The sequence below is a fragment of the Klebsiella michiganensis genome (genome assembly GCF_015139575.1).
GTDB lineage: Bacteria > Pseudomonadota > Gammaproteobacteria > Enterobacterales > Enterobacteriaceae > Klebsiella > Klebsiella michiganensis.
On the sequence record NZ_AP022547.1, the window covers coordinates 3,858,137 to 3,883,087 of the forward strand.

Below are 24,951 nucleotides of genomic sequence, written 5' to 3' on the forward strand. Positions count from 1 at the left end.
AGAATCCGAGTCGCTATCGGAGTCCGAATCACTGTCAGAGTCGGAGTCGCTGTCGGAATCCGAGTCGCTGTCGGAGTCCGAATCACTGTCAGAGTCGGAGTCGCTGTCAGAGTCAGCATCGCTGTCTGAATCGGCATCGCTGTCGGAATCGGCATCGCTGTCAGAGTCGGAGTCGCTGTCCGAATCAGAATCGCTGTCGGAATCGGAGTCACTGTCAGAATCCGAATCGCTGTCGGAATCGGCATCGCTGTCAGAGTCCGAATCGCTGTCAGAATCCGAGTCGCTGTCAGAGTCAGAATCGCTGTCCGAATCCGAATCACTGTCAGAGTCGGAATCGCTGTCGGAATCGGAGTCACTGTCAGAATCGGAATCGCTGTCGGAATCGGAGTCACTGTCAGAATCCGAGTCGCTGTCAGAATCCGAGTCGCTGTCAGAATCCGAGTCGCTGTCAGAGTCGGAATCGCTGTCAGAGTCGGAGTCACTGTCGGAATCGGAGTCACTGTCAGAATCGGAATCGCTGTCGGAATCAGAGTCGCTGTCAGAGTCAGAGTCACTGTCGGAATCGGAGTCGCTGTCTGAATCCGAATCACTGTCACTATCCGAATCACTGTCGGAGTCGGAATCGCTGTCGGAGTCGGAATCGCTGTCCGAGTCCGAATCACTGTCAGAGTCGGAATCGCTGTCGGAATCAGAGTCGCTGTCAGAGTCGGAGTCGCTGTCGGAATCCGAATCACTGTCACTATCCGAATCACTGTCGGAGTCGGAATCGCTGTCGGAGTCGGAATCGCTGTCCGAGTCCGAATCACTGTCAGAGTCGGAGTCGCTGTCTGAATCCGAGTCACTGTCCGAGTCGGAATCACTGTCGGAATCGGAATCGGAGTCGCTGTCGGAATCGGCATCGCTGTCGGAATCCGAGTCGCTGTCAGAGTCCGAATCGCTGTCGGAATCGGAGTCACTGTCAGAATCCGAGTCGCTGTCAGAGTCCGAATCGCTGTCGGAATCGGAGTCACTGTCAGAATCCGAGTCGCTGTCAGAGTCCGAATCGCTGTCGGAATCGGAGTCACTGTCAGAATCCGAGTCACTGTCAGAATCCGAGTCACTGTCGGAGTCCGAATCGCTGTCGGAATCCGAGTCGCTGTCAGAATCCGAATCACTGTCACTATCAGAATCGCTGTCGGAATCCGAGTCGCTGTCGGAGTCCGAATCACTGTCAGAGTCGGAATCGCTGTCGGAATCGGAGTCGCTGTCTGAATCCGAGTCACTGTCGGAGTCCGAATCACTGTCGGAATCGGCATCGCTGTCAGAATCCGAGTCGCTGTCAGAGTCAGAATCGCTGTCGGAGTCGGAGTCCGAATCGCTGTCAGAGTCCGAATCGCTGTCAGAGTCAGAATCGCTGTCAGAGTCCGAGTCGCTGTCAGAATCCGAGTCACTGTCAGAATCCGAGTCGCTGTCGGAGTCCGAATCGCTGTCTGAATCCGAATCACTGTCAGAGTCCGAGTCGCTGTCAGAGTCGGAATCGCTGTCGGAATCGGAGTCACTGTCAGAATCGGAATCGCTGTCAGAATCCGAGTCGCTGTCAGAGTCGGAATCGCTGTCAGAGTCGGAGTCACTGTCGGAATCGGAGTCACTGTCAGAATCGGAATCGCTGTCAGAATCCGAGTCGGAGTCACTATCCGAGTCGCTGTCAGAGTCCGAATCGCTGTCAGAGTCGGAATCGCTGTCAGAGTCGGAATCGCTGTCGGAGTCCGAGTCGCTGTCAGAATCGGAGTCGCTGTCAGAGTCAGCATCGCTGTCCGAGTCGGAATCACTGTCGGAGTCCGAATCGCTGTCTGAATCGGCATCGCTGTCGGAATCGGAGTCGCTGTCCGAATCCGAATCGCTGTCGGAATCTGAATCACTGTCTGAATCGGCATCGCTGTCAGAGTCCGAATCGCTGTCTGAATCCGAGTCGCTGTCAGAGTCCGAATCGCTGTCTGAATCGGAGTCACTGTCAGAATCCGAGTCACTGTCGGAGTCAGAATCGCTGTCAGAGTCAGCATCGCTGTCAGAGTCCGAGTCGCTGTCCGAGTCCGAATCGCTGTCCGAATCCGAATCGCTGTCGGAGTCCGAGTCGCTGTCCGAATCCGAATCGCTGTCCGAGTCGGAGTCACTATCGGAGTCGGAATCGCTGTCAGAATCCGAGTCACTGTCAGAGTCAGAGTCGCTGTCTGAATCCGAATCACTGTCACTATCCGAATCGCTGTCGGAGTCGGAATCGCTGTCCGAGTCCGAATCACTGTCAGAGTCGGAATCGCTGTCGGAATCAGAGTCGCTGTCAGAGTCGGAGTCGCTGTCGGAATCCGAGTCGCTGTCCGAGTCGGAGTCGGAATCGCTATCTGAATCCGAGTCGCTGTCGGAATCGGCATCGCTGTCTGAATCCGAGTCGCTGTCAGAGTCAGCATCGCTGTCTGAATCCGAGTCGCTGTCGGAATCGGAGTCGCTGTCCGAGTCGGAGTCACTGTCGGAGTCAGAATCGCTGTCCGAGTCAGCATCGCTGTCAGAGTCCGAGTCGCTGTCGGAGTCGGAATCACTGTCAGAATCCGAATCGCTGTCGGAATCGGAGTCGCTGTCGGAATCCGAGTCGCTGTCAGAGTCCGAATCGCTGTCTGAATCCGAGTCACTGTCGGAGTCGGAGTCAGAATCGCTGTCAGAATCTGAGTCGCTGTCGGAATCCGAGTCGGAGTCACTGTCAGAGTCGGAGTCACTGTCTGAATCCGAGTCGCTGTCGGAGTCGGTGTCATCGCTAAGATCGACAGTTAATATAAATATCGGGGATCGTTCGCTGACGTTGCCGGCCAGATCGGTCACCGTGGTGCTCAGGCTATGGGATCCTTCAGCCAGGGCGTCAGGAGTAAAGCTCCAGCGTCCGTCCTCGTCCGCAATCGCGGTGCCCAGTACGGTATCACCGTCATAAATTGTGATCGTGGCGCCCGCTTCCGCCGTACCGCTCAAGGTTGGTGTATCATCATCCGTCACGCTACCGCTGTTCAGTGTACCCGTGTCTTCTCCTGCATTATCAGTTACCTGCAGATCGCTAACCGGGTTCACTATAGTGTCTACCGTCAGTTCAAACGCCGGCGAACGTTCGCTGACGTTCCCGGCTTTGTCCGTTACCGTAGTGCTCAGGCTGTGGGCGCCTTCCTCCAGACTAGCTGGCGTGAAGCTCCAGCGTCCATCCTCGCCGGCAACCACTGTGCCCAGCACGGTGTCGCCGTCATAGATCGTCACCGTGGATCCCGCTTCCGCCGTGCCGTTCAGGGTGGGCGTCGCATCGTTAGTCAGATCCCCGCTCTGCAGCTGGCCGGTGTGCTCTGCAACATTGTCGGTTACCTGCGGAATGCTGGCTGCCGGCGCAGTGGTATCGATGGTCAGTTCAAACGCCGGCGAACGCTCGCTGACGTTGCCGGCTTTGTCCGTCACCGTCGCGCTCAGGCTATGGGAACCCTCGCTCAGCTCCGGTAACGTGAAGCTCCAGTTGCCATTTTCATCCGCGACGACAGAACCCAGTTTGGTATCGCCGTCATAAATCGTTATCGTTGCCCCAGCCTCTGCTGTCCCTTTAATCTCCGGGGTCGTATCGTCAGTGACATCACCAGAATGCAGCACACCGGTGATGGGGCCCACATTGTCAATGACCGCTATGTTCTGTGCCGCGGTAGGTAGCTCGGTATCAGTATCGGAGTCACTGTCAGCATCAGAATCACTATCCGCGTCGCTGTCAGCATCCGAATCACTATCTGAATCTGAATCCGAGTCGGAATCACTGTCAGAATCGGAATCACTATCTGAATCAGAATCACTGTCTGAATCAGAGTCGCTATCGCTGTCAGTATCCGTATCACTGTCGGAGTCTGAATCACTGTCAGCATCAGAATCGCTTTCAGAAACCGAAGAGTGGTGGTCTTTGTTTGAGGTGCCGGCGAACATTGCCGCAATACCCAGCAAAGCCGCGCCAGCCATAACCCAACCGGCAATACTTTGTCCCGCGCCACCGGTCGCGATGACTTCTGAAAGATCGCTAATCAGCGAATAGTGTGCCCCATCGGTACCCGCACCTTCTAGCCACCATAGCGCGCCGGTCTCATCATCCATAAGAACCAAATCACTGTGCTGTCCATGCTCATCCACAACGAAAAAGTTTTTAATTGTAACGGTGTCACCGTTTTGGAGTTTTAGAACAAGATCATTACCTTGTCGGGTATATGAACGAATATCCTCACGCTTAACGTGCAGGAGGACCACTGACTGCGTATTGAGATTAACTTGATTGCCATCGACGGTGTATTCAGCACCAGTTTCTTTCACTGTCACATTTATATTTTTCATCAGGTTGCACCCTTGAGATGAAGACGCAGTCAGAGGTATGAGATAATTCTTAATTATGCATCTTATTAGATATACCACTTAACGGAGTCCCGCAAGGTGAAAGCAAAATAATCCAATTACATTCTGTAATAAATTAAATTACTTAAATTACAACAAGTTAAAATAATAAACTTACATTTTGAGATGTTAATATAGACCATAAGAAAAATGATTGCTCACGGTTATTACAATGAAGATAAAATCATGGATAATACATTTCTTATATCACCAAACCTCCATTTTAACGCTACGCCAAAAATATCTGTGATATTAGTCATATAAATGACATGAGAAAAAACAATTATTTTTTTAAACTTTAAAATATTTTATAAGGATTCCCCATATATTTTCTATGGTTTATTTATAAGAAATAAATTATCCTCGCGAGGAAATTTTAAGTAATAAGGGAGATAAAACCTGGACGATATCCGTTAAATCCACAAAGACAATGGGTTTTATTTTAAAATAAAGAAACGTTTCGATGTAGTTTTAATTAAAATATTGACCATAAATAACTTAATCAATATTGATAATAAAAAACCCCGCCAGGCGGGGTTTTAGGTTTAACGGGCTAATCCTAATCGCGGGATCTCTATCGCCGGACAGCGATCCATCACCACGTTTAGACCGGCGTCTCGGGCGAGAACAGCCGCCTGTTCATTGATTACCCCCAGCTGTAGCCATAGCGTTTTCGCACCGATAGCCACTGCCTCCTGGGCGACGCCCCAGGCCGCTTCTGAGTTACGGAAAACATCGACCATATCCACTTTTTCCGGCACGTCAGCAAGCGTGGCATACCCTTTTTGCCCCAGCAGCGTGGTACCCGCAACCTTAGGAGAAACGGGAATGACGTGATACCCCTGCTCCAGAAGATACTTCATCACCCGATAGCTTGGGCGGTCAGGTTTGTCACTTGCCCCCACCAGGGCGATAGTCCGTGTCGAGGTCAAAATACCTGCGATATCGTTTTCTTTCATCATCATCCTCCTGCTATTTAGCCCAAGTGTATGCTAATCCGGATGAACCCGCATGAGTCCTGACCTGCAGATGCGTCAAATTTTTTCATCCCGACGCTTGCAGCAACAGTCACTTCCAGTAATCTGTCTACAGGCCAAAATGTGGAATGAAATGATGGAACTAACAACACGTACCTTGCCAGCACGCAAGCATATTGCGCTGGTTGCTCACGATCACTGTAAAGATATGCTGATGAAGTGGGTCGAGCGCCACCAGCCATTGCTGGCGCAACACACGCTCTCGGCGACAGGAACGACCGGAAATCTGGTGTCACGCGCAACCGGGCTGGAGGTGCATGCGATGCTGAGTGGTCCCATGGGCGGCGACCAGCAGGTGGGTGCGCTGATTTCAGAAGGTAAAATCGATGTATTGATTTTTTTCTGGGATCCGCTAAATGCCGTGCCGCATGACCCGGATGTTAAAGCGTTATTACGTTTGGCGACGGTATGGAATATTCCCGTCGCCACCAATGTCTCAACCGCCGACTTTATTATCCAGTCCCCGCACTTCAGCGACCCCGTTGATATCCTGATCCCTGATTATCAGCGCTACCTTGCAGAGCGTCTGAAATAAGCCCCGCTGGCGGCCACGCCGCCAGCCATCATGGCTTTCTTGCTACCGGCACATCCAGCGCCTCTAGCATTTCAACAAACGGCGAAGGTTGCTCTTTATTAAACAACAGCCATACGCGCAGGCGGGCGCGGGTGATGGCGACATACAGCAAACGCCTCTCTTCGGCATCGGGGAAATCCTCCGGCTGCGGTAAGAGCGCCTGCTCCATAATCGACTCACGCGCCGGTGCAGGAAACGCATCATCCCCCTCCTGAAGGCCAAGAATTATGACGTAATCAGCTTGTTGTCCTTTGCTGGCATGAATAGTCATAAAATCGAGCTGCAGATGCGGCCAGCGCGTGGCGGCTTTCTCCAGCGCCGCCGGCTTCAAATGATGATAGCGCGCTAGCAATAAAATCCGCTGCTCTCGTTTGACATAGCCGCTCATTTTATCAAGCAGATCGTCGAGTTTGTCCTCCGCCAATAACGTCACCGCTTTTTTGTCCCCTGCGACCAGGCTGTTTAGTGGTTTCGTTAACTGGTGCGGATTTTGCTGGATAAACCCGTTGGCTATCTCGCCTATCCGGCTATTAAATCGGTACGTCGTATCCAGCGCACAGCAATCCCCTTCGCCAAAATAGTGATTAAAGGCCGTTGTTAAAGAGAGCTGAGCACCGCTGAAACGGTAGATGGCCTGCCAGTCATCGCCAACGGCAAACAGCGTCGTCTGCGTGTTTTGCCGACGTAACGCGGCGAGTAGGGATGCCCGCTGCGGGGAGATATCCTGAAACTCATCCACCAGAATATGCTTCCACGGGCTGACGAACCGCCCTTTATCCAGAATATTGATCGCCTGATGAATCAGGCCGGAGAAATCGACGGCGTTTTCATCTTTTAACGCCGTTTTCCACGCTTTTAGCAGAGGGGCCATCAGCTTAACGCGCTTGCCAAAAAGGTCGCGTACCTCTTCAGGGGCCCCGGCAATCATCTCAGCCTGCGAGCCGCCATGCATACGCATCAAGCTAACCCAGCGGTCAAGGCGGCTGGCAACACGACGTTGCAGCTTTTTGTCCTGCCAGAAATCCCCTTCAGGGATCTGCCACCCCATTTCCTCCTCCAGCCACAATCGCCAGCCTTTCGCCTGCGCTTTTTTCTCCTGGCACTGCTGCTGCCAGCTCTGTACTAAAAGTTTTTGCCGTGCAGCGCTGTCGCTCTCCAGCTTGCTGATCGTCGGGGCTTTTTTACTGCCCTGCTGGATAATGTGCAGGGCAAGGGAGTGAAAAGTACGCGCAGAGATCTCTTCAGTGCCCAGGCGCTCGCGGATGCGCTCATCCATCTCCTGCGCGGCTTGCCGACCAAACGCCAGTAGCAGAATTTGCTCAGCCGCCGCCTCGCCACGGGTCAATAACCAGCCTGCGCGCGCCACTAACACGGAAGTTTTACCGCTTCCGGCACCCGCCAGAACTAATAACGAACGCTCGCCGTTTACGACTGCGCGTGCCTGAGCCGGATTCAACGGCGATGATTCCACTGCGGCAAAAAATCCGCGGTATTGCTCCAGCATGGATTCCGTAAAAGTTTGGTTATGCTCGAGCCTGGCTTTTTCCGTATTACTCAACCAACTCTGGCATTGCCGCCATAGCTCGCGGCAGTTATCAAAAGCATCAAGACGGACTGTCGGCACTGGTAATCCGCTCAGCGCATGGCGTATTTTGCGCTGAATATCGCTTACCTGCTGACGCGTCAACCATTTACCTTCCGCGCTGGAACGCGCCACTTCCGCCAGCTGCTGGCGAAGTACATCAGCGGCAATATCGCTCATTTCCGCGCTCCACTGCTGCCAGAGCGTGTTCAGATGATGGTAAAAACGCTGGGTTTCACTCCATTCGGTACCGTGCAAACGCACAACTTTCTCGCCCGGTAGGGTAAACTCCAGCTCCCCCCAAACCAGCCCACGCTTGCAATGAATTGATAATAACTGATTGAAAGGTATAAGATATTCATGGCTATCACCGGAAACCTTTACTCCGGCATTAAGAAGTTGCACCCTGTCATAAGGATGCTGAGCCATACGCTTGCCCAATGTTGTCGCTCTAAGTTCCATATAATGTCGAATTTCAATCAGGTTGGATGTTTTTAAGTTTAACCGCCAGCGACCGGGTGCTCCAGCGTAAAAAACGCTACAATGGCCGTGCCTTATTATCCACCGTATTAAGCAGAGGGTTTATGCGTACCGTTCTGAATATTTTAAACTTTATCCTTGGCGGATTCGCCACCACGCTCGGCTGGCTTCTGGCGACGCTGGTCAGCATTGTGCTGATCTTTACCCTGCCTCTCACCCGCTCCTGCTGGGAGATAACAAAACTCTCTCTTTTTCCCTATGGGAATGAGGCCGTTCATGTCGACGAACTCGATCCTCAGGGAAAGAACAGCCTGCTAAACGCGGGTGGGACACTATTGAATATTTTATGGTTTATTTTCTTTGGCTGGTGGCTGTGCCTGATGCATATCTTTTGTGGTATCGCCCAATGCCTGACTATCATTGGCATCCCGGTTGGTATCGCCAATTTTAAAATCGCCGCTATTGCTTTATGGCCAGTAGGCCGACGAGTCGTCTCCGTCGAGACCGCTCGCGCCGCGCGTGAAGCCAATGCGCGTCGCCGCTTTCAGTAATTGAATGGAATAGAGAAATGCTCACCCCCCTGCTACGCCGCTATACATGGAACAGTGCCTGGTTATATAACATCAGGATATTTATCGCACTCTGCGGCACGACCGCATTTCCCTGGTGGCTTGGCGAAGTAAAACTCACGATTCCTCTAACACTCGGGGTGGTGGCAGCGGCGCTGACCGACCTTGATGACCGCCTGACAGGACGTCTGCGTAATCTGGCCATTACCCTCGTGTGCTTTTTTATTGCTTCAGCCTCAGTGGAACTCCTTTTTCCCTGGCCGTGGTTATTTGCGGCGGGATTAACCGTTTCAACAATCGGTTTTATTTTGCTCGGCGGCCTGGGCCAACGCTATGCCACCATCGCCTTTGGTGCTTTGTTAATCGCCATCTATACCATGCTGGGCGTTACGCTTTACAGCCACTGGTATCTTCAGCCGCTGTTTTTGCTGGCTGGCGCGGTGTGGTACAACTTACTTACCCTCTCCGGACATCTGATTTTCCCTATCCGTCCTCTTCAGGACAATCTGGCACGCAGCTACGAGCAGTTAGCTCACTATCTGGAGCTTAAATCACGCCTGTTCGATCCGGATATTGAAGATGAAAGCCAGGCTCCGCTGTATGACCTGGCGATAGCCAATGGCCAGCTTGTGGCCACGCTGAATCAGACGAAAGTTTCCCTGCTGACTCGCCTGCGCGGCGATCGCGGGCAGCGCGGAACGCGTCGCACTTTGCAGTATTACTTCGTGGCGCAGGACATCCACGAACGCGCAAGCTCATCGCATATTCAATACCAAACGCTGCGCGATCATTTTCGCTACAGTGACGTGATGTTCCGCTTCCAGCGTATGCTGTCAATGCAGGCGCAGGCCTGCCAGAAACTGTCTCGTGCCATCCTGCTACGCGAACCCTACCTTCATGACACTCACTTTGAGCGCGCTTTTATGCATCTTGACGCCGCGCTCGATCGCGTAAAAGCCAGCGGCGCGCCGGCAGAACAGATTAAGGCGTTGGGATTTTTGCTTAATAACTTACGCGCCATTGACGCCCAGCTGGCGACAATTGAATCCGTCCAGACGACTGTACAGTCCAGTCACAACACGGAAAACCTGTTAGCCGACGACCAACCCGGCAGTTTCAGCGATATCTGGCTGCGCCTGCGCAGTAATATGACCCCAGAGTCAGCTCTGTTTCGCCATGCGGTTCGAATGTCATTAGTCCTGTGCGCAGGTTATGCATTTATCCAGTTAACCGGACTGAACCACGGTTACTGGATATTGCTGACCAGCCTGTTCGTATGCCAGCCAAACTATAACGCCACTCGTCACCGGCTGGCGTTAAGGATAATCGGTACGCTCATCGGCGTAGCGATAGGCCTGCCGGTGCTGCTTCTCGTCCCTTCCGTCGAAGGCCAGTTGCTTTTAATTGTCCTGACCGGCGTGCTGTTCTTCGCGTTCCGTAATGTACAGTACGCCCATGCGACCATGTTCATTACCCTTCTGGTTTTGCTGTGCTTTAACCTCCTGGGGGAAGGTTTTGAAGTCGCCCTACCGCGTATATTTGATACGCTGATCGGCTGCGCTATCGCCTGGGCCGCAGTCAGCTTTATTTGGCCAGACTGGAAATTCCGCAACCTGCCCCGAGTACTTGAACAAGCAATCAATGCCAACTGCCGATATTTAGACGCCATACTCGAGCAATATCATCAGGGGCGCGACAACCGTCTTGCCTATCGTATTGCGCGAAGAGCGGCGCACAGCAGGGACGGTGAGCTGGCATCCGTTGTATCAAACTTATCAACAGAACCCAGAGCGGGCTCGCAAATGCGGGAAACCGCTTTTCGGTTGTTATGCCTGAACCACACTTTTACCAGCTATATCTCCGCCCTGGGCGCACACAGGGAAAAGCTGACAACGCCAGATATCCTGGCGCTGCTGGACGATGCCGTTTGTTATGTTGATGACGCGCTGCACCACTCACCGGCCGATGAACAGCGGGTACAGCAAGCTCTAACAAGCCTGCAAACCCGGATACAGCATCTTGAACCTCGTGCCGATAGCAAAGAGCCGTTAGTGCTTCAACAAATCGGGCTGCTACTGGCGCTGCTGCCAGAGATTTGCCGGCTACAGCGACAGGTTGAGATTCAACCTGAATAGCTCTCACTCTCCCGCATCTGTTCCGTTGCCCACTTCTCAAGCTCCTGACGCTGCTGCGTCGGGAGCGTGGCCGCGTGGACGCCTTCAATAGCCCCCTGTAAGGAATAAAGAATATTCACCGTTAGCGCTTTATTTATTTTTCGTAACCTCAACCAGGCTTCTTTGGCCCCAATCTTACGCAGCATCAATTCATCCGTAATGCCTGAATTAATCAGCTGTAGTTCCATATGAAAACTGATATTTGGCAAATTTTTTAATCTTCCGGAATGTCGCTGCCGATGTTTTTCATGACGCGCGCTCTGTAATGACAGCGCCGATAAATGAAAAAGCATTTTGCTATCCCGCCAAAGTTCCTCATCAATATGATAATACTTCAGCGCGACCAGACGACCATTCTTCTGCATCTTCAACAGCGGGTTTTTATGCGCCACGCGGTACTCCGCGCTCTGCTCGCAAACCCGAAGATAGATCTCTCCCTCAGCCATCATGGCAAACACGGTATTATCTATCGCCAGGCTATAGCCACCAAATAAGGGCCGACAGCTTATTTTTCCTAATGGAGACAAACATGCCCGAAACTGATGGATCCTAAGACATATAAGTTTCTTCATGATTATTCCTTTGTTAATCATGTAAATAAGACATAAATGTGCTAACGGATCCGTTAAAAGAGAAAATAAGTGACTTCTCTTCATGCGGCAACATGAATTATCTGTTCATTTTAATCAGCGTGTTTTTTTGCGAGCCGCTTTCAGAAAATAGTCATTTGATGAAGTTAAACGCGGGAAAGATAAAATGCTTAATTAATATTCATCACAGTAGCGTACAGAGAGCAGGGCATCCCTGTTCGCTCATAGACCGTTAATGCCATCATTTATGAGAAGAATTTAGCCAGCAAGAAAGCGCGACAACCATGAATTCACATTGTGTACGCGCGGACATCCGATGCGACCGGTTCGGGTTCACTCCCGGCGACGTACAAATTTCATCCAGCAACAGAGAAAATAGGGTTGATCTTTCACCCGGCCGCATATACTGTATATGCATACAGTAACCCACAGGCGGGATAGACTATGTTTACATCAGCTCACGCAAATCGTTCACCACTGACTTCTACTTCAGTACGTCGTCGCTCTCATGACGCTGCCGAACAGCCAGCTAATGGGCTGATCAGTGAAATAGTCTATCGAGAAGACCAGCCCATGATGACGCAGCTGCTATTGCTTCCTTTATTACAACAGCTTGGCCAGCAATCGCGCTGGCAGCTCTGGCTGACGCCACAACAGAAGCTGAGTCGTGAATGGGTGCAGTCGTCCGGTTTGCCGCTGTCGAAGGTGATGCAGATCAGCCAGCTCTCCCCCGCTAACACCCTGGAATCCATGGTTCGCTCACTGCGCACGGGAAATTATAGCGTCGTTATTGGCTGGCTATCAGAAGAACTGAGCATTGAGGAACATGAACGCCTGGTTGCCGCTGCAGAAGAGGGTCACGCGATGGGCTTTATCATGCGCCCGGTAAGAAATACCGCTCAGCCTGGCAGACAACTTTCTGGGCTAAAAATTCACTCAAACCTGTATCATTAACCGAGTTTAGGATTAATCCTGGAATTTTTTTTGCCCTGGCGCGAGATGGGCTTTCTTGAACGGCATTTTTGTTAAAATGCTTGTCTGATGCGGCTTCGCGACTTTTTTTGCCTCGATTAAGTTCAACCGTATTGGTTAAACATAGCGTACACAACCCTTTTTTTTCATATGCCTGACGGAGTTCACACTTGTAAGTTTCGAACTAAGTTGTAGACTTTACATCGCCAGGGGTGATCGGCTTACGCTGCATGTATCAGCATAGTTAACAACAAGTCACGCCCCGGGTGAAGGATTTAACCGTGAGGTCTTCTGAACCTTCATGGCGAATTTTGGATGATAATGAGGCGCAAAAAATGAAAAAGACAGCTATCGCGATTGCAGTGGCACTGGCTGGCTTCGCTACCGTAGCGCAGGCCGCTCCGAAAGATAACACCTGGTACGCAGGTGCTAAACTGGGCTGGTCCCAGTATCACGACACCGGTTTCTACGGTAACGGTTTCCAGGGCAACAACGGCCCGACCCGTAACGATCAGCTGGGTGCTGGTGCGTTTGGTGGTTACCAGGTTAACCCGTACCTCGGTTTTGAAATGGGTTACGACTGGCTGGGCCGTATGGCTTACAAAGGCAGCGTTGACAACGGCGCTTTCAAAGCTCAGGGCGTTCAGCTGACTGCTAAACTGGGTTACCCGATCACTGACGATCTGGATATCTATACCCGTCTGGGTGGTATGGTTTGGCGCGCTGACTCCAAAGGTAACTACGCTTCTACCGGCGTTTCCCGTAGCGAACACGACACTGGCGTCTCCCCGGTATTCGCGGGCGGCTTAGAGTGGGCTGTTACTCGTGACATCGCAACCCGTCTGGAATACCAGTGGGTTAACAACATCGGCGACGCTGGCACCGTTGGTACCCGTCCTGATAACGGCATGCTGAGCCTGGGCGTATCCTACCGCTTCGGTCAGGACGACGTTGCTCCGGTTGTAGCTCCGGCGCCGGCTCCGGCTCCAGAAGTGACTACCAAGCACTTCACCCTGAAGTCTGACGTTCTGTTCAACTTCAACAAATCTACTCTGAAACCAGAAGGCCAGCAGGCTCTGGATCAGCTGTACACCCAGCTGAGCAACATGGACCCGAAAGACGGTTCCGCAGTTGTTCTGGGCTACACCGACCGTATCGGTTCTGATGCCTACAACCAGCAGCTGTCTGAGAAACGTGCTCAGTCCGTTGTTGATTACCTGGTATCCAAAGGTATCCCGGCTAGCAAAATCTCTGCTCGCGGTATGGGCGAATCCAACCCGGTTACTGGCAACACCTGTGACAACGTGAAAGCTCGCGCAGCTCTGATCGACTGCCTGGCGCCGGACCGTCGTGTAGAAATCGAAGTTAAAGGCTACAAAGACGTTGTAACTCAGCCGCAGGCTTAAGTTATCTCGTTAATAAAAAACCCCGCGATGCGGGGTTTTTTTTTACCTTAAATTCCGCTATCAAAAAGCAGCAACGCACCGATATATCCCGATGCTTGCATCACTACTCTTTACCTAACAGTACCTGCAAATCATGCTTCAGGCTGGACATCTTGCTGGCATACTTCTCTTTATGCTCAGCATCCTCAATCAACTGCACAATGGTTTCAGAAAGCGTTTTACCCCGTCTTTGCGCCAGACCTGCCAGACGCTGCCAGACCATGAACTCCAGATCGATAGACTTTTTACGCGTATGCTGATGCTCCGCGTTAAAATGACGCTTACGTCGTGCGCGGATAGTCTGCTTCATGCGGTTCACCAGCGCCGGATTGATATGCTGCTCAATCCAGGTATTCACCAGCACGGGTTCATTTTCGAGCGTCAGTAATAAATCGACGGCGGCTTGCGCAGCGCTGGCTTCAATGTAGCGGGTAATAAGCTCACCTTCCCGGTGCTTTTTTACCAGATAAGTCCATTTCCAGCCGCTTTCAAGATTTTCCAGTTGTTGATATTTCATTGCGATCTCAATGTGACCGTGTAACTCATTTCAGGATATCAGTTTTTTCCTGATGTGCTGAGAATAAATGATCTTTCGTGATGTTGGTAGATTCGTTATCACCGCGACAATCGCAATCCCTCGTGTGCTCGGACGCCGCATAATGTATAATCGCGCGTTTTACATCTGACTAAAAAACAGCGACTTTGACCATTACGAAACTTACCCGAAACGACCTCGCTCCTGATACGGAAAGTTATCAGGCGCTGTTTGCACAAGCCGACTTAGCTCACGCAGAGACATCGCTCTCAGGCGAACTGCAACCCCGACTCTTCTATGGCCTGGAGCAGCTCCTGGTCACTCCAGCCATTTCGCCGTTTATGCTGGTTAAAATTCCGGAAGAGCCGGAGTACCTGCAGTGGCTGGCTAACGAAACCCGTACTTTACACCAACCGGCACAAACGCTCTGTGGCGTTCGCTATCAGGTTGATGGCGGAAAAATCTCGCTCTCCCCGGCACAAACGGCTGAAGATAATTTCGCCAGCGTTGCGCCGGTTGAAGCCGCGGACTGGATCGAAGCAGAGCAGCTTTTTGGCTGCGTGCGCCAGTTTAATGGTGAAATCACGTTACAACCCGGTCTGGTCCATCGCGCTAACGGCGGGGTATTAATTCTCTCCCTCCGTGCATTACTGGCACAGCCCCTGCTGTGGATGCGGCTGAAAAATATGGTAACCCGCCAGCGTTTTGACTGGTTATCATTCGATGAGTCCCGCCCTCTTCCGGTCAGCATTCCCTCTATGCCCCTGAGTTTGAAAGTTATCCTGGTCGGCGAGCGAGAATCTCTTGCTGATTTTCAGGAGATGGAACCCGAGCTTTCTGCGCAGGCTATCTACAGCGAATATGAAGATAATCTGCAAATCGCTGACGCCGATACGCTGAAGCAGTGGTGCCAGTGGGTCTGGCAAAATGCTCAGCTGCTCGAACTACCGGGGCTGTCAGCTAACGCCTGGCCGCTGCTGATCCAGGAAGGTGCGCGTTATACAGGCGATCAGGAAACCTTGCCGCTGTGCGTGCTCTGGATTGCTCGCCAGCTTCGCGAAGCCGCCGCGTTCTGTGAAGGTGAAGAGATTAGCGCTGAAGAGATGCAAACCATGCTGGAGCGTCGTTTGTGGCGCGAAGGCTACCTTGCTGAACGCATCCAGGATGAAATACTGCAGGAGCAAATCCTGATCGAGACCGAAGGCGAATGCGTCGGACAAATCAACGCACTCTCCGTCATTGAGTTTCCGGGCCATCCGCGTGCGTTTGGCGAGCCTTCACGTATTAGCTGCGTCGTACATATCGGCGACGGCGAATTTATTGACGTTGAGCGTAAGGCCGAGCTCGGTGGCAACATTCATGCAAAAGGCATGATGATCATGCAGGCGTTTCTGATGTCCGAGCTGGAGCTCGAACAACAGCTCCCCTTCACCGCCTCCCTGACCTTCGAGCAGTCCTACAGCGAAGTGGATGGCGATAGCGCCTCCATGGCCGAACTGTGCGCGCTGATCAGCTCACTGGCCAATGTGCCGATTAATCAGAGCATCGCCATTACCGGTTCTGTCGATCAGTTTGGTCGCGTACAGCCGGTTGGCGGGCTTAACGAGAAAATTGAGGGCTTCTTTGCTATTTGCCAGCAGCGTGGGCTGACCGGTAAACAGGGAGTCATCATTCCCTCCGCCAACGTTCGTCACCTGAGCCTGGCGCAGGAACTGCAACAGGCCGTTGCGGATGAGCAGTTCTTTATCTGGGCAGTCGATGACGTGACGGAAGCGCTGCCCATTCTGACCCAGCTACTCTGGGACGGCGAAGGACAAACGTTACGGCAAACCATTCAGGAACGTATTGCGCAGGCGACACAGCAAGAGAGTCGTCATCGCTTTCCGTGGCCGCTACGCTGGTTAGGCGGTTCAGGTTCGAACTGATCGGACTTGTTCAGCGTACACGTGTTAGCTATCCTGCGTCCCGAACTCAAAATAAGGCTTACTGAAAACATGGTAGATAAACGCGAATCCTATACAAAAGAAGACCTTCTTGCCTCTGGTCGTGGTGAACTCTTTGGCGCCAAAGGCCCACAGCTGCCGGCGCCAAGTATGCTGATGATGGACCGCGTCATCAAAATGACTGAAACCGGTGGTAACTATGACAAAGGTTATGTTGAGGCAGAACTCGATATTAACCCGGACCTGTGGTTCTTCGGTTGCCATTTCATTGGTGACCCGGTGATGCCGGGCTGTCTGGGCCTGGATGCCATGTGGCAGCTGGTTGGCTTCTACCTGGGCTGGTTAGGCGGCGAAGGTAAAGGACGTGCATTAGGCGTGGGCGAAGTGAAGCTCACCGGCCAGATACTGCCAACGGCGAAGAAAGTGACCTACCGTATTCATTTCAAACGCGTGATAAACCGTCGTTTGATTATGGGGCTGGCGGATGGAGAAGTGCTGGTTGACGGTCGTTTGATTTACACCGCAACCGATCTGAAAGTGGGCCTGTTCCAGGACACTTCCGCGTTCTGATAAACATCACGCGTTAGAAAAGGCGAAGCCCCCGCGCAGCGGAGGCTTCTTTTTAAAGAGACAGTCAGGCAATTTGTACCCTGTCCTCCATGGCCTCTCGCCAGCCTCCTAGCCAATAAGACCTTTGGTTTAAGGTCTGGTAAGGACACATTTCCTTAGACCTTCCGGTAATACCGGCCTGGTACCCACGCTGATGTGCCCGCTCCAGGCGATCTCGTTTTTGTCTCTTCATGCCTCGTTTCCCTCATACTTTGATCTGGTGGAAAAGAAAACAATGGTCACTAAATACGCAACCACGGTTAACGAATACCGCGAATCGGGGATAGCGTCAATGCGCAAAATTCACGCCATTGTCATATTTGTGAGCTACATGAAACTTCGTTTGTACAAAAACTGTGAACCAGCACAAGTAACAAACTGATGAGACAAATAAAAAAGCCGCTGCGATTTTCACTGTCGCAGCGGCTTTTATTCTTATTAATTTTACTTATGGCAAGCGGTTAATCTCGCTGGCAATCGCCGTCGCTTCCTGGGTCCAGGCCTGCGCGAGCGTTTTCACCATCGCGTCGTAACCATCCTCTTGTTGCTTAAGCTCAATATGGAACGGCCGCTTAATCAGCTGCCCCTGATGCTTCAGCAGCCACTCGCCGCTAACGATGACCCGGCCATCGTAACGGCCGTGAAAACCGCTGACGGACACGTTCAGCGTATCCTGCTCGCTCCCCAGCGGTTGAGAGGCAATCACCCAACCCGGAAGCTGGTTGCTAAGGTTCGCCACCAGCGTCGTTTTCAGCTGCTGATCGAGCGGGCTCGCCCACAGATTGTTATTCGCAATCACATACTGAACATCGGTGGTCTGATAGACCACCCCGTTACCGGCAAGATAATCCGGAATGCTCACCTGCTCGACCCAAAGCAAGTTTTTGCTTTGGTGGGCGGCGCTTTGCGCGCCACCCTGCGCCACGGGAAGCTGATAGTAAGTTTTACTCTCACCGCCGCTACTGCATGCCGTCAGCGCGCATACCGCCGCCGCTATTAGCCATTTCTTCATTATTTCGCTCCCTTCGGCTGCGGATCTTTTTTATCCTTCGCCTCAAATACCAGCGCATTGCTCTTATCATTGAGCGTTTTCAGTACCGGCTGCAGTTCACGAAGAACCTGATCGAGACGCTGCATATCCGCAACCATCTTATTGTATGCCGCAGATCCCGGCTGGAAGCCCTGCATACTACGATTAAGCTCGCGCAACGTATTCTGCATATCGCCCGGTAGCTGCTGCATCGACTGACTTGACGTTATCTTGTTCAGACTGTCCAGCGTCGCCTGTACGTGCTGCATCGTTTTTTCACTTTGCGCCAGCGTACTGGTTGCCTGCTCCAGCAGCGGGTTAATTGGCAGATTGTTAATTTTATCCAGCGCGTCCATCAGGCGCTGCTGGATCTGCGCCAGGCCACCGCTCACGGTTGGAATAATCGGATAACCGCCAAACTCCTGAATCTTGCCGCGCGGAGGGGCTTTCGGGTAGAAGTCGAGATCGATATACAGCGCGCCGGTCACCAGGTTTCCGGTTTTAAGCGAACCGCGCAGCCCGCGATTCATTAGATCATCGATATGCTTTCGAATGTCAGGATTAGCGCCTAACTGATTGATCAGACGTTCCGGTTCAATCCGTACTTCTACCGGGATACGGTAATCGTCGTTGATGTTCTGCTTCAGCCCAGGAATAAAGAACGGCACCTTGCCGACGGTCCCCAGACGGATACCGCGGAATTCAACCGGCGCGCCGGGCTGCAAACCGCGAATCGAATCTTTAAAGAACATCACGTAGTCAATATGCTGGGTAAACACCGAATCCTGGATGCTGCGTTGATCGTCAAACAGATGATATTCTGTTTTATTCGCCACCGGCTCACCTAACGGTAGCCCTTCGGGAATATCAAAGCTGACGCCGCCGCCAAACAGCGTCGACAGCGATCCCATCTCAACGCGCATACCCGCAGCAGTCAGATCCACCGCAATACCGCTATCTTTCCAGAAGCGCACGTTATTGGTGACCAGCCGATCGTTAGGCGCGCTAATAAACAGCTGATAGGTAATATTGCGTTTTTGCGCATCGAAGGTGCTGGTTTCAACTGAACCTACGCGGTAGCCGCGGAAAAGCACCGGATCGCCGGGTGAAAGCTGCCCCGCTTTGCTGCTTTCCAGCAGAATGCGAATACCTTTAGCATCAGGGGAGGCCAGCGGCGGTGAATCCAGCAACGGATACTGCGCAGGAACAGAGCCTTTGCTTCCCGGCTGCAGTTCGATATAGGCGCCGGATAACAGCGTTCCCAGACCGCTAATCCCTTCACGGCCGACCTGCGGTTTAACCACCCAAAAAACCGAATCCTGATGCAGCAGTTTTTCCATACCTGAATTCAGCCGCGCTTTAATCTCCACGTGGGTCAGGTCGTCCGTCAGCGTCGCGCTTTCAATCACGCCGACGTCAACGCTGCGGCTTTTTATCCGGGTTTTGCCCCCTTCAATACCTTCTGCGTTAGTGGTTATCAGGGTCACTTCCGGCCCCTGGTGGCTATAGTGATAAAAGAGAATCCATGCGCCAATCAGCGCCGTGACTATCGGGAAGATCCACACCGGTGACCAGTTCTTCACCTTTTGCACTTTCGCTTCTCCGCTCTTATTTTCCATGCTGCAGTCTTTCCTCATGGCTTGAATCTGGCTCACGATCCCACAATAAACGCGGGTCAAAGGTCATGGCCGAAAACATTGTCATTACTACGACCAGCGCAAACATCACTGCTCCTATCGCCGGATAGATATTCATTAATCCACCGATGCGAACCAGAGCGGAGAGGACTGCGATAACAAACACATCAATCATTGACCAGCGGCCAACAAACTCGACGACTTCATAAATCAGATGCATGCGCTCCGAGTCGCGCGCTCCCTTGCCGCTGGCGTTCCAGCATAGCCAGCCAATGGCGATCATTTTTAACGTCGGCACCATAATACTGGCAATAAATATCACCATCGCCACCGGATACGATCCTTCGCTCCACAGCAGGATCACCCCCGCCATAATCGTGGAAGGCATTTTATCGCCCAGCAGGTCGGTAATCATGATTGGCAGAATATTGGCGGGCATATAGAGGATCAGCGAAGTCACCAACAGCGCAAGCGTCCACTGCAGGCTGTTTTTACGCCGGGCGGTTCCCCTTGTCCGACAGCGCGGACAAACGGCCTCATCGACGGGCAAAACCGCCGTGCAGCATGAGCACGAGCGTAGCCCCTGACGCAGGCCGGAGACGCCGACTTTCAGCGGCTGTGTAATCGCCGGCATTGGTGCAATATCATCCCATAACCAGCGGCGATCCACGCACTGGAACGTCCTCAGCTGTAACAGGCAGAACATACACCAGGGAACGAAGCTCAGGCCGATGCCGATATCGCCGTAGGCCATCAGCTTAACGAAACTGACCAGCACCCCGGCGAGAAAGATTTCCGCCATCCCCCAGGTTTTAAGGTGAAACAGGATCCGCGCCAGAAACGCCTTTAGCCCGGAAGGCATGCTCACCCGATTGACCAGCAGCAGTATGGTGACCAGGCAGAAAGCCGGCACCAGTTGGACGAAAAGTAAAAAGAAGGTACCGAGGCTGGCGTAATCCTCGCTAAACAGCACGTTCGGAATTTCCAGCAGCTCGATTTCACTGCTGATCCCCCCAACCTTCATATAGATGAAGGGGAACAGATTGGCCAGCAGCAGCATGAACAACGCGACCAGCGCGTAGGCTGTGGGACGCTGCCGGGGCGCGTCCCATGACGTTGTCAATGTCGTTCCGCAACGCGGACACGTAGCTTTCTGGCGATGCTCCAGCTGCGGCAAAGCCACCAGCAGATCACATTGTCGACACAGGATATGCCGCGCAGCATGATGATGATCGCACATGAAAACTCCTCAGCTTATGCGCCGTTTTTTAAACCTTCGAGATATTCCCAGCGTTCAAAGGCGGTTTCCAGCGCCTGCTCCGCTTCACTCAGCTGTGCGAGCACCTGCTGCGTATGGTCATGCGACTGACCAAAGAAAGAAGGGTCGGCAACCTGCTCCTGCAAATTCTGCAGCTGGGCTTCCAGTTCTTCCAGTTTTTGCGGCAGCTGTTCCAGCTCGCGCTGCAGGTTATAGCTTAGTTTGCTGGCAGCGCGTTTGACACTTTCTGCTTTCGGTTGAGCAACTTCAACTGTCTTTTTAGAAACCGGCTGTTTTTTCGCCAGATACTGCGCCTGCTGACCGCGGGCGTCATGATAGCCGCCCACGTATTGGCCAATTTGCCCCGCGCCTTCGAAGATCCAACACTCCGTTACCGTGTTATCCACAAACTGACGGTCGTGGCTAACCAGCATCACGGTTCCCTGATAACCGTCGACAAGCTCTTCCAGCAGCTCCAGGGTTTCGACATCCAGATCGTTTGTCGGTTCATCGAGTATCAACAGGTTGCTGGGCTTGAGGAACAGGCGCGCCAGCAGCAGGCGGTTACGCTCCCCGCCCGACAGTGCCCGCACCGGCGTCATCGCGCGTTTCGGATGGAACATAAAGTCCTGCAGATAGCCCAGGACGTGGCGCGGCTTACCGTTCACCATCACTTCCTGTTTACCTTCCGCGAGGTTGTCCATCACCGTTTTATCCGGATCAAGTTCCGCGCGGTGCTGGTCGAAGTAAGCCACTTCCAGCTTGGTACCCACATGAATACGTCCACTATCCGCCTGCAGCTGACCGAGCATCAGCTTCAGCAGCGTAGTTTTGCCGCAGCCGTTCGGGCCAATCAGCGCAATTTTGTCGCCGCGCTGGATTTGAGCGGTGAAGTCTTTAACCAGCACCTTGCCATCAACCTGGTAGTTGACGTTCTCCATTTCGAACACAATCTTGCCCGAACGCGCGGCCTCTTCCACCTGCATCTTCGCGCTGCCCATCACTTCACGGCGCTCACCGCGCTCGCGGCGCATGGCTTTCAACGCCCGCACGCGCCCTTCGTTACGGGTGCGACGCGCTTTGATCCCCTGACGGATCCACACTTCTTCCTGCGCCAGCTTGCGATCGAACTCCGCGTTCTGTAACTCTTCCACGCGCAGCGCTTCTTCTTTATCCAGCAGATACTGATCGTAGTTCCCCGGATAGGTCACCAGCTTACCGCGATCGAGATCGACAATTCGCGTCGCCATGTTGCGAATAAAGGAACGGTCGTGCGAAATAAAAATAATGGTGCCTTTGAACATCTTCAGGAAACCTTCCAGCCAGTCGATAGTTTCAATATCGAGGTGGTTGGTCGGTTCATCGAGCAGCAGCACGCGCGGCCCGCTGACCAGCGCGCGGCCGAGGGCCGCTTTACGTAGCCAGCCGCCGGACAGCGAGGAAAGCTCGGCGTTAGGATCCAGATTCAGCTGTTCCAGCACTTCATTAATGCGGCTATCGAGCTGCCACAGCCCTAAATTATCCAGCTGTTCCTGAAGGCGTGCCAGTTCGTTCAGATTCTTGTCGCTCGGGTCGGTCATCACCAGCTGCGAAACATCGTGATAACCCTTGAGGTATGCCGCTTGTTCAGCAATACCTTCCGCCACAAAGTCATAGACGGTTCCGGTAACATTACGCGGCGGATCCTGCTGTAGACGCGCCACAACCAGATCCAGTTCATAGATAATGCGCCCATCATCAAGACCCTGTTCACGATTGAGGATCTTCATCAGGGTCGATTTACCCGCACCGTTGCGCCCTACCAGGCAGACGCGTTCGTTATCTTCGATATGCAGTTCAGCATTATCCAGCAGCGGCGCATCGCTGAAAGAGAGCCAGGCGCCGTGCATACTAATTAAAGACATTCTTTATTCCTTTCAGGCTGCGGTAATCAGCCAGCAGTTGTGAATCTGACGGTTGCGGGCAAAATCCTGAGACAGCGTTTTTTGCGTGATCTCCTGCGCCTTCAGGCCCAGCTGCGCCAGCCCGTCATGATCCATACGGAAACCGCGTTTGTTGTTCGAGAACATGATCGTGCCGCCTTTACGCAGCAGACGTTTTAAATCAGTCATCAGGCGCAAATGATCGCGCTGTACGTCAAACGCATCATCCATACGCTTGGAGTTGGAGAAGGTTGGCGGATCGATAAAGATCAGATCAAACTGTTCGGTGGTCTCCCGCAGCCAGCCCAGCACATCAGCCTGCATCAGGCGATGCGCGCGGCCGGTTAAGCCATTGAGGCGCAGGTTACGTTCAGCCCATTCAAGATAGGTACGTGACATATCGACCGTCGTCGTGGAACGCGCGCCGCCAAGGCCGGCGTGGACGCTGGCGCTACCGGTGTAGGAGAAAAGGTTGAGGAAATCTTTGCCTTTGCTCATCTGGCCCAGCATGCGGCGAGCAATACGGTGGTCGAGGAACAGCCCGGTATCCAGGTAGTCGGTCAGGTTTACCCACAGACGTGCGTTATACTCCTGCACCTCAATGAACTCACCTTTTTCACCCATTTTCTGATACTGGTTTTTCCCTTTCTGCCGTTCGCGGGTTTTCAGCACCAGCTTGTTCGGCGCAATCCCCAGTACGGCAATGGTGGCGGCGATAATATCAAACAGGCGCTGGCGGGCCTTGTGCGCGTCAACGGTTTTCGGCGGCGCATACTCCTGCACCACCACCCAGTCGGCGTAGCGGTCGATAGCGACGTTGTACTCCGGGAGGTCGGCATCATACAGGCGATAGCATTCAATGCCTTCCTGACGCGCCCACTTCTCATATTTTTTCAGGTTCTTACGCAGACGGTTGGCGAAATCTTCCGCCAGCATCGCGGTTTTGCCGCCTTCGTTTTCTGCAAGATGATAGTTCTTCTGGACGCAGTCGAGCGGTCCATTTTTCGCTTTGAACTGCTTATCAGCGCGCAGCTGCAGGCAGCTCAGCAGATCCGGCGAGGCGCTAAACAGCGACAGGTTCCAGCCGCCAAACTGATTTTTCATGAGCCGCCCCAGCAGGCTATGCAGGGCAATCAGCGCCGGTTCACTCTCCAGACGCTCGCCGTACGGCGGGTTGCTTATCACCGTGCCGTAAGGGCCCTTCGGCAGTGGGTTGCTAAGCTGGGCAACGTCTTTCACTTCGAAGGTAATCAGTTCGCCAATACCGGCGCGACGGGCGTTGCGCTGCGCGCGTTCGATGACGCGGGCGTCAACGTCGGAACCGTAAAAGCGCGACTCATACGCCGCCAGCCCCTGACGGGCGCGGGTTTGCGCTTCGGACTTCACCTCTTTCCAGATAGCATCGTCATGCTGCGCCCAGCCGCCGAAACCCCAATGGCCGCGGTGTAAACCCGGCGCACGATCGGTAGCAAGCATCGCCGCTTCAATCAGCAGCGTACCGGAACCGCACATGGGATCGAGCAGCGGCGTACCGGCAGCCCAGCCGGAACGCATCACTATCGCCGCAGCCAGGTTTTCTTTGATTGGCGCCATACCGGTACCGTCGCGGTAGCCGCGCAGGTGCAGCCCCTCGCCGCTAAGATCCAGGGAGATATGCGCGGTCTCTTTATTCAGCCAGACGTTAATACGCAGATCGGGATTTTCGCGATCGACGTTGGGACGCGGCAGATTCTTACGCGTAAAGCTGTCGACGATGGCGTCTTTCACCTTCAACGCCCCGTACTGGCTGTTGCGGATCTCTTCGTTCAGCCCGCTAAAGTGCACGGCAAAAGTGGCATTCTGAGTGAAAATCTCGGTCCATGGAATGGCCTGTACGCCAAGGTACAGATCCAGGTCGCTGTATACGCTGCACTGCCCCAGCGGCAGCATAATCCGCGAAGCCAGCCGGCTCCACATCAGGCTTTGATACAGCAGCCGCGTATCTCCCTGAAAATGGACCCCGCCCTGGACCAACTGGCAGTCCACCGCGCCCAGCCCTTCCAGTTCAGTTTTTAACAGCTCTTCCAGCCCACGAGCCGTACTGGCAAACAGAGAATTCATATCGTCACTTTTACTAAAAGAAAATTGGTGCGCATTATAGCCAATATGCGCCCCATGTCATAAAGTTAAAGG

At 53.1% G+C, this 24,951-nt stretch carries 17 protein-coding genes and 1 pseudogene; 7 read left to right on the top strand and 11 right to left on the bottom strand.

Features of this window, described 5'->3' with window-relative positions:
* Positions 1 to 2,787: 2,787 nt before the first annotated feature.
* A pseudogene (locus tag JLG71_RS28690) lies at positions 2,788 to 4,365 on the bottom strand (Ig-like domain-containing protein); the annotation flags it as partial.
* Positions 4,366 to 4,967: 602 nt separating this feature from the next.
* Positions 4,968 to 5,381 carry a CoA-binding protein gene (locus tag JLG71_RS18230; protein ID WP_014228669.1) on the bottom strand — a complete coding sequence of 138 codons (414 nt, stop codon included), beginning with the start codon at positions 5,379 to 5,381 and terminating at the stop codon, positions 4,968 to 4,970.
* Between the two features lie 154 nt (positions 5,382 to 5,535).
* Here JLG71_RS18230 and mgsA point away from each other — a divergent pair, with 154 nt between their 5' ends.
* Complete coding sequence (gene mgsA, locus JLG71_RS18235) at positions 5,536 to 5,994, top strand: methylglyoxal synthase (RefSeq protein ID WP_014228668.1); 459 nt, start codon at positions 5,536 to 5,538, stop codon at positions 5,992 to 5,994.
* Between the two features lie 28 nt (positions 5,995 to 6,022).
* On the opposite strand, the gene helD is transcribed toward mgsA, so the two are convergent.
* Complete coding sequence (gene helD / locus JLG71_RS18240) at positions 6,023 to 8,077, bottom strand: DNA helicase IV (protein ID WP_032695058.1); 2,055 nt, start codon at positions 8,075 to 8,077, stop codon at positions 6,023 to 6,025.
* Positions 8,078 to 8,199: 122 nt separating this feature from the next.
* On the opposite strand from helD, the gene JLG71_RS18245 reads away from it, so the two are divergent.
* Both JLG71_RS18245 and yccS read left to right on the top strand, forming a co-directional pair.
* On the top strand, positions 8,200 to 8,646 hold the full coding sequence (locus tag JLG71_RS18245) for a YccF domain-containing protein (protein WP_004849527.1): 447 nt from the start codon (positions 8,200 to 8,202) through the stop codon (positions 8,644 to 8,646).
* A 17-nt stretch (positions 8,647 to 8,663) separates the two neighbouring features.
* Positions 8,664 to 10,799 carry a YccS family putative transporter gene (gene yccS, locus JLG71_RS18250; protein ID WP_046878166.1) on the top strand — a complete coding sequence of 712 codons (2,136 nt, stop codon included), beginning with the start codon at positions 8,664 to 8,666 and terminating at the stop codon, positions 10,797 to 10,799.
* On the opposite strand, the gene JLG71_RS18255 is transcribed toward yccS, so the two are convergent.
* Positions 10,787 to 11,410, bottom strand: a complete 624-nt coding sequence (locus tag JLG71_RS18255; protein ID WP_046878167.1) for a TfoX/Sxy family DNA transformation protein — start codon at positions 11,408 to 11,410, stop codon at positions 10,787 to 10,789. The genes yccS and JLG71_RS18255 overlap by 13 nt on opposite strands.
* A 462-nt stretch (positions 11,411 to 11,872) precedes the next feature.
* Here JLG71_RS18255 and sulA point away from each other — a divergent pair, with 462 nt between their 5' ends.
* Complete coding sequence (gene sulA / locus JLG71_RS18260; RefSeq protein ID WP_032720963.1) at positions 11,873 to 12,382, top strand: SOS-induced cell division inhibitor SulA; 510 nt, start codon at positions 11,873 to 11,875, stop codon at positions 12,380 to 12,382.
* A gap of 353 nt (positions 12,383 to 12,735) precedes the next feature.
* Positions 12,736 to 13,806: a porin OmpA gene (ompA, locus tag JLG71_RS18265; protein ID WP_004849520.1), complete on the top strand. Its 1,071-nt coding sequence runs from the start codon at positions 12,736 to 12,738 to the stop codon at positions 13,804 to 13,806.
* Positions 13,807 to 13,909: 103 nt separating this feature from the next.
* Here the strand turns inward: ompA and matP are convergent, their stop codons facing one another.
* The gene (gene matP, locus JLG71_RS18270; protein ID WP_014228663.1) at positions 13,910 to 14,362 is read right to left on the bottom strand and encodes a macrodomain Ter protein MatP; all 453 of its coding nucleotides are present in this window, start codon (positions 14,360 to 14,362) and stop codon (positions 13,910 to 13,912) included.
* Positions 14,363 to 14,547: 185 nt separating this feature from the next.
* Here matP and JLG71_RS18275 point away from each other — a divergent pair, with 185 nt between their 5' ends.
* Together JLG71_RS18275 and fabA are read left to right on the top strand one after the other, a co-directional pair.
* Positions 14,548 to 16,305 (top strand): AAA family ATPase, encoded by a 1,758-nt coding sequence (locus JLG71_RS18275; protein ID WP_032749746.1) that lies wholly within the window; start codon positions 14,548 to 14,550, stop codon positions 16,303 to 16,305.
* 69 nt (positions 16,306 to 16,374) lie between these two features.
* The gene (fabA, locus tag JLG71_RS18280) at positions 16,375 to 16,893 is read left to right on the top strand and encodes a bifunctional 3-hydroxydecanoyl-ACP dehydratase/trans-2-decenoyl-ACP isomerase (RefSeq protein ID WP_004849514.1); all 519 of its coding nucleotides are present in this window, start codon (positions 16,375 to 16,377) and stop codon (positions 16,891 to 16,893) included.
* A 64-nt stretch (positions 16,894 to 16,957) separates the two neighbouring features.
* Here the strand turns inward: fabA and rmf are convergent, their stop codons facing one another.
* The 6 genes from rmf to rlmKL form a co-directional block, all read right to left on the bottom strand.
* On the bottom strand, positions 16,958 to 17,125 hold the full coding sequence (gene rmf, locus JLG71_RS18285; RefSeq protein WP_004100764.1) for a ribosome modulation factor: 168 nt from the start codon (positions 17,123 to 17,125) through the stop codon (positions 16,958 to 16,960).
* A gap of 255 nt (positions 17,126 to 17,380) precedes the next feature.
* The gene (gene pqiC / locus JLG71_RS18290) at positions 17,381 to 17,944 is read right to left on the bottom strand and encodes a membrane integrity-associated transporter subunit PqiC (protein ID WP_064377398.1); all 564 of its coding nucleotides are present in this window, start codon (positions 17,942 to 17,944) and stop codon (positions 17,381 to 17,383) included.
* Positions 17,944 to 19,581 carry an intermembrane transport protein PqiB gene (gene pqiB / locus JLG71_RS18295; protein WP_109240761.1) on the bottom strand — a complete coding sequence of 546 codons (1,638 nt, stop codon included), beginning with the start codon at positions 19,579 to 19,581 and terminating at the stop codon, positions 17,944 to 17,946. The genes pqiC and pqiB overlap by 1 nt, the downstream gene beginning before the upstream one ends.
* Positions 19,571 to 20,839, bottom strand: coding sequence for a membrane integrity-associated transporter subunit PqiA (gene pqiA / locus JLG71_RS18300; protein ID WP_014228659.1), 1,269 nt, complete (start codon positions 20,837 to 20,839; stop codon positions 19,571 to 19,573). The genes pqiB and pqiA overlap by 11 nt, the downstream gene beginning before the upstream one ends.
* A gap of 14 nt (positions 20,840 to 20,853) precedes the next feature.
* Positions 20,854 to 22,761 carry an ABC transporter ATP-binding protein gene (locus JLG71_RS18305; RefSeq protein WP_004849507.1) on the bottom strand — a complete coding sequence of 636 codons (1,908 nt, stop codon included), beginning with the start codon at positions 22,759 to 22,761 and terminating at the stop codon, positions 20,854 to 20,856.
* Between the two features lie 12 nt (positions 22,762 to 22,773).
* Positions 22,774 to 24,879: a bifunctional 23S rRNA (guanine(2069)-N(7))-methyltransferase RlmK/23S rRNA (guanine(2445)-N(2))-methyltransferase RlmL gene (gene rlmKL, locus JLG71_RS18310; protein ID WP_200913734.1), complete on the bottom strand. Its 2,106-nt coding sequence runs from the start codon at positions 24,877 to 24,879 to the stop codon at positions 22,774 to 22,776.
* Between the last annotated feature and the right edge of the window lie 72 nt (positions 24,880 to 24,951).

Coding starts and splice junctions, on each gene's coding strand:
- pqiB (WP_109240761.1), bottom strand. CDS start 19,581: ATGGAAAATAAGAGCGGAGAAGCGAAAGTGCAAAAGGTGAAGAACTGG.
- rlmKL (WP_200913734.1), bottom strand. CDS start 24,879: ATGAATTCTCTGTTTGCCAGTACGGCTCGTGGGCTGGAAGAGCTGTTA.
- JLG71_RS18255 (WP_046878167.1), bottom strand. CDS start 11,410: ATGAAGAAACTTATATGTCTTAGGATCCATCAGTTTCGGGCATGTTTG.
- matP (WP_014228663.1), bottom strand. CDS start 14,362: ATGAAATATCAACAACTGGAAAATCTTGAAAGCGGCTGGAAATGGACT.
- pqiA (WP_014228659.1), bottom strand. CDS start 20,839: ATGTGCGATCATCATCATGCTGCGCGGCATATCCTGTGTCGACAATGT.
- JLG71_RS18305 (WP_004849507.1), bottom strand. CDS start 22,761: ATGTCTTTAATTAGTATGCACGGCGCCTGGCTCTCTTTCAGCGATGCG.
- fabA (WP_004849514.1), top strand. CDS start 16,375: ATGGTAGATAAACGCGAATCCTATACAAAAGAAGACCTTCTTGCCTCT.
- mgsA (WP_014228668.1), top strand. CDS start 5,536: ATGGAACTAACAACACGTACCTTGCCAGCACGCAAGCATATTGCGCTG.
- ompA (WP_004849520.1), top strand. CDS start 12,736: ATGAAAAAGACAGCTATCGCGATTGCAGTGGCACTGGCTGGCTTCGCT.
- rmf (WP_004100764.1), bottom strand. CDS start 17,125: ATGAAGAGACAAAAACGAGATCGCCTGGAGCGGGCACATCAGCGTGGG.
- pqiC (WP_064377398.1), bottom strand. CDS start 17,944: ATGAAGAAATGGCTAATAGCGGCGGCGGTATGCGCGCTGACGGCATGC.
- helD (WP_032695058.1), bottom strand. CDS start 8,077: ATGGAACTTAGAGCGACAACATTGGGCAAGCGTATGGCTCAGCATCCT.
- JLG71_RS18230 (WP_014228669.1), bottom strand. CDS start 5,381: ATGAAAGAAAACGATATCGCAGGTATTTTGACCTCGACACGGACTATC.
- yccS (WP_046878166.1), top strand. CDS start 8,664: ATGCTCACCCCCCTGCTACGCCGCTATACATGGAACAGTGCCTGGTTA.
- sulA (WP_032720963.1), top strand. CDS start 11,873: ATGTTTACATCAGCTCACGCAAATCGTTCACCACTGACTTCTACTTCA.
- JLG71_RS18245 (WP_004849527.1), top strand. CDS start 8,200: ATGCGTACCGTTCTGAATATTTTAAACTTTATCCTTGGCGGATTCGCC.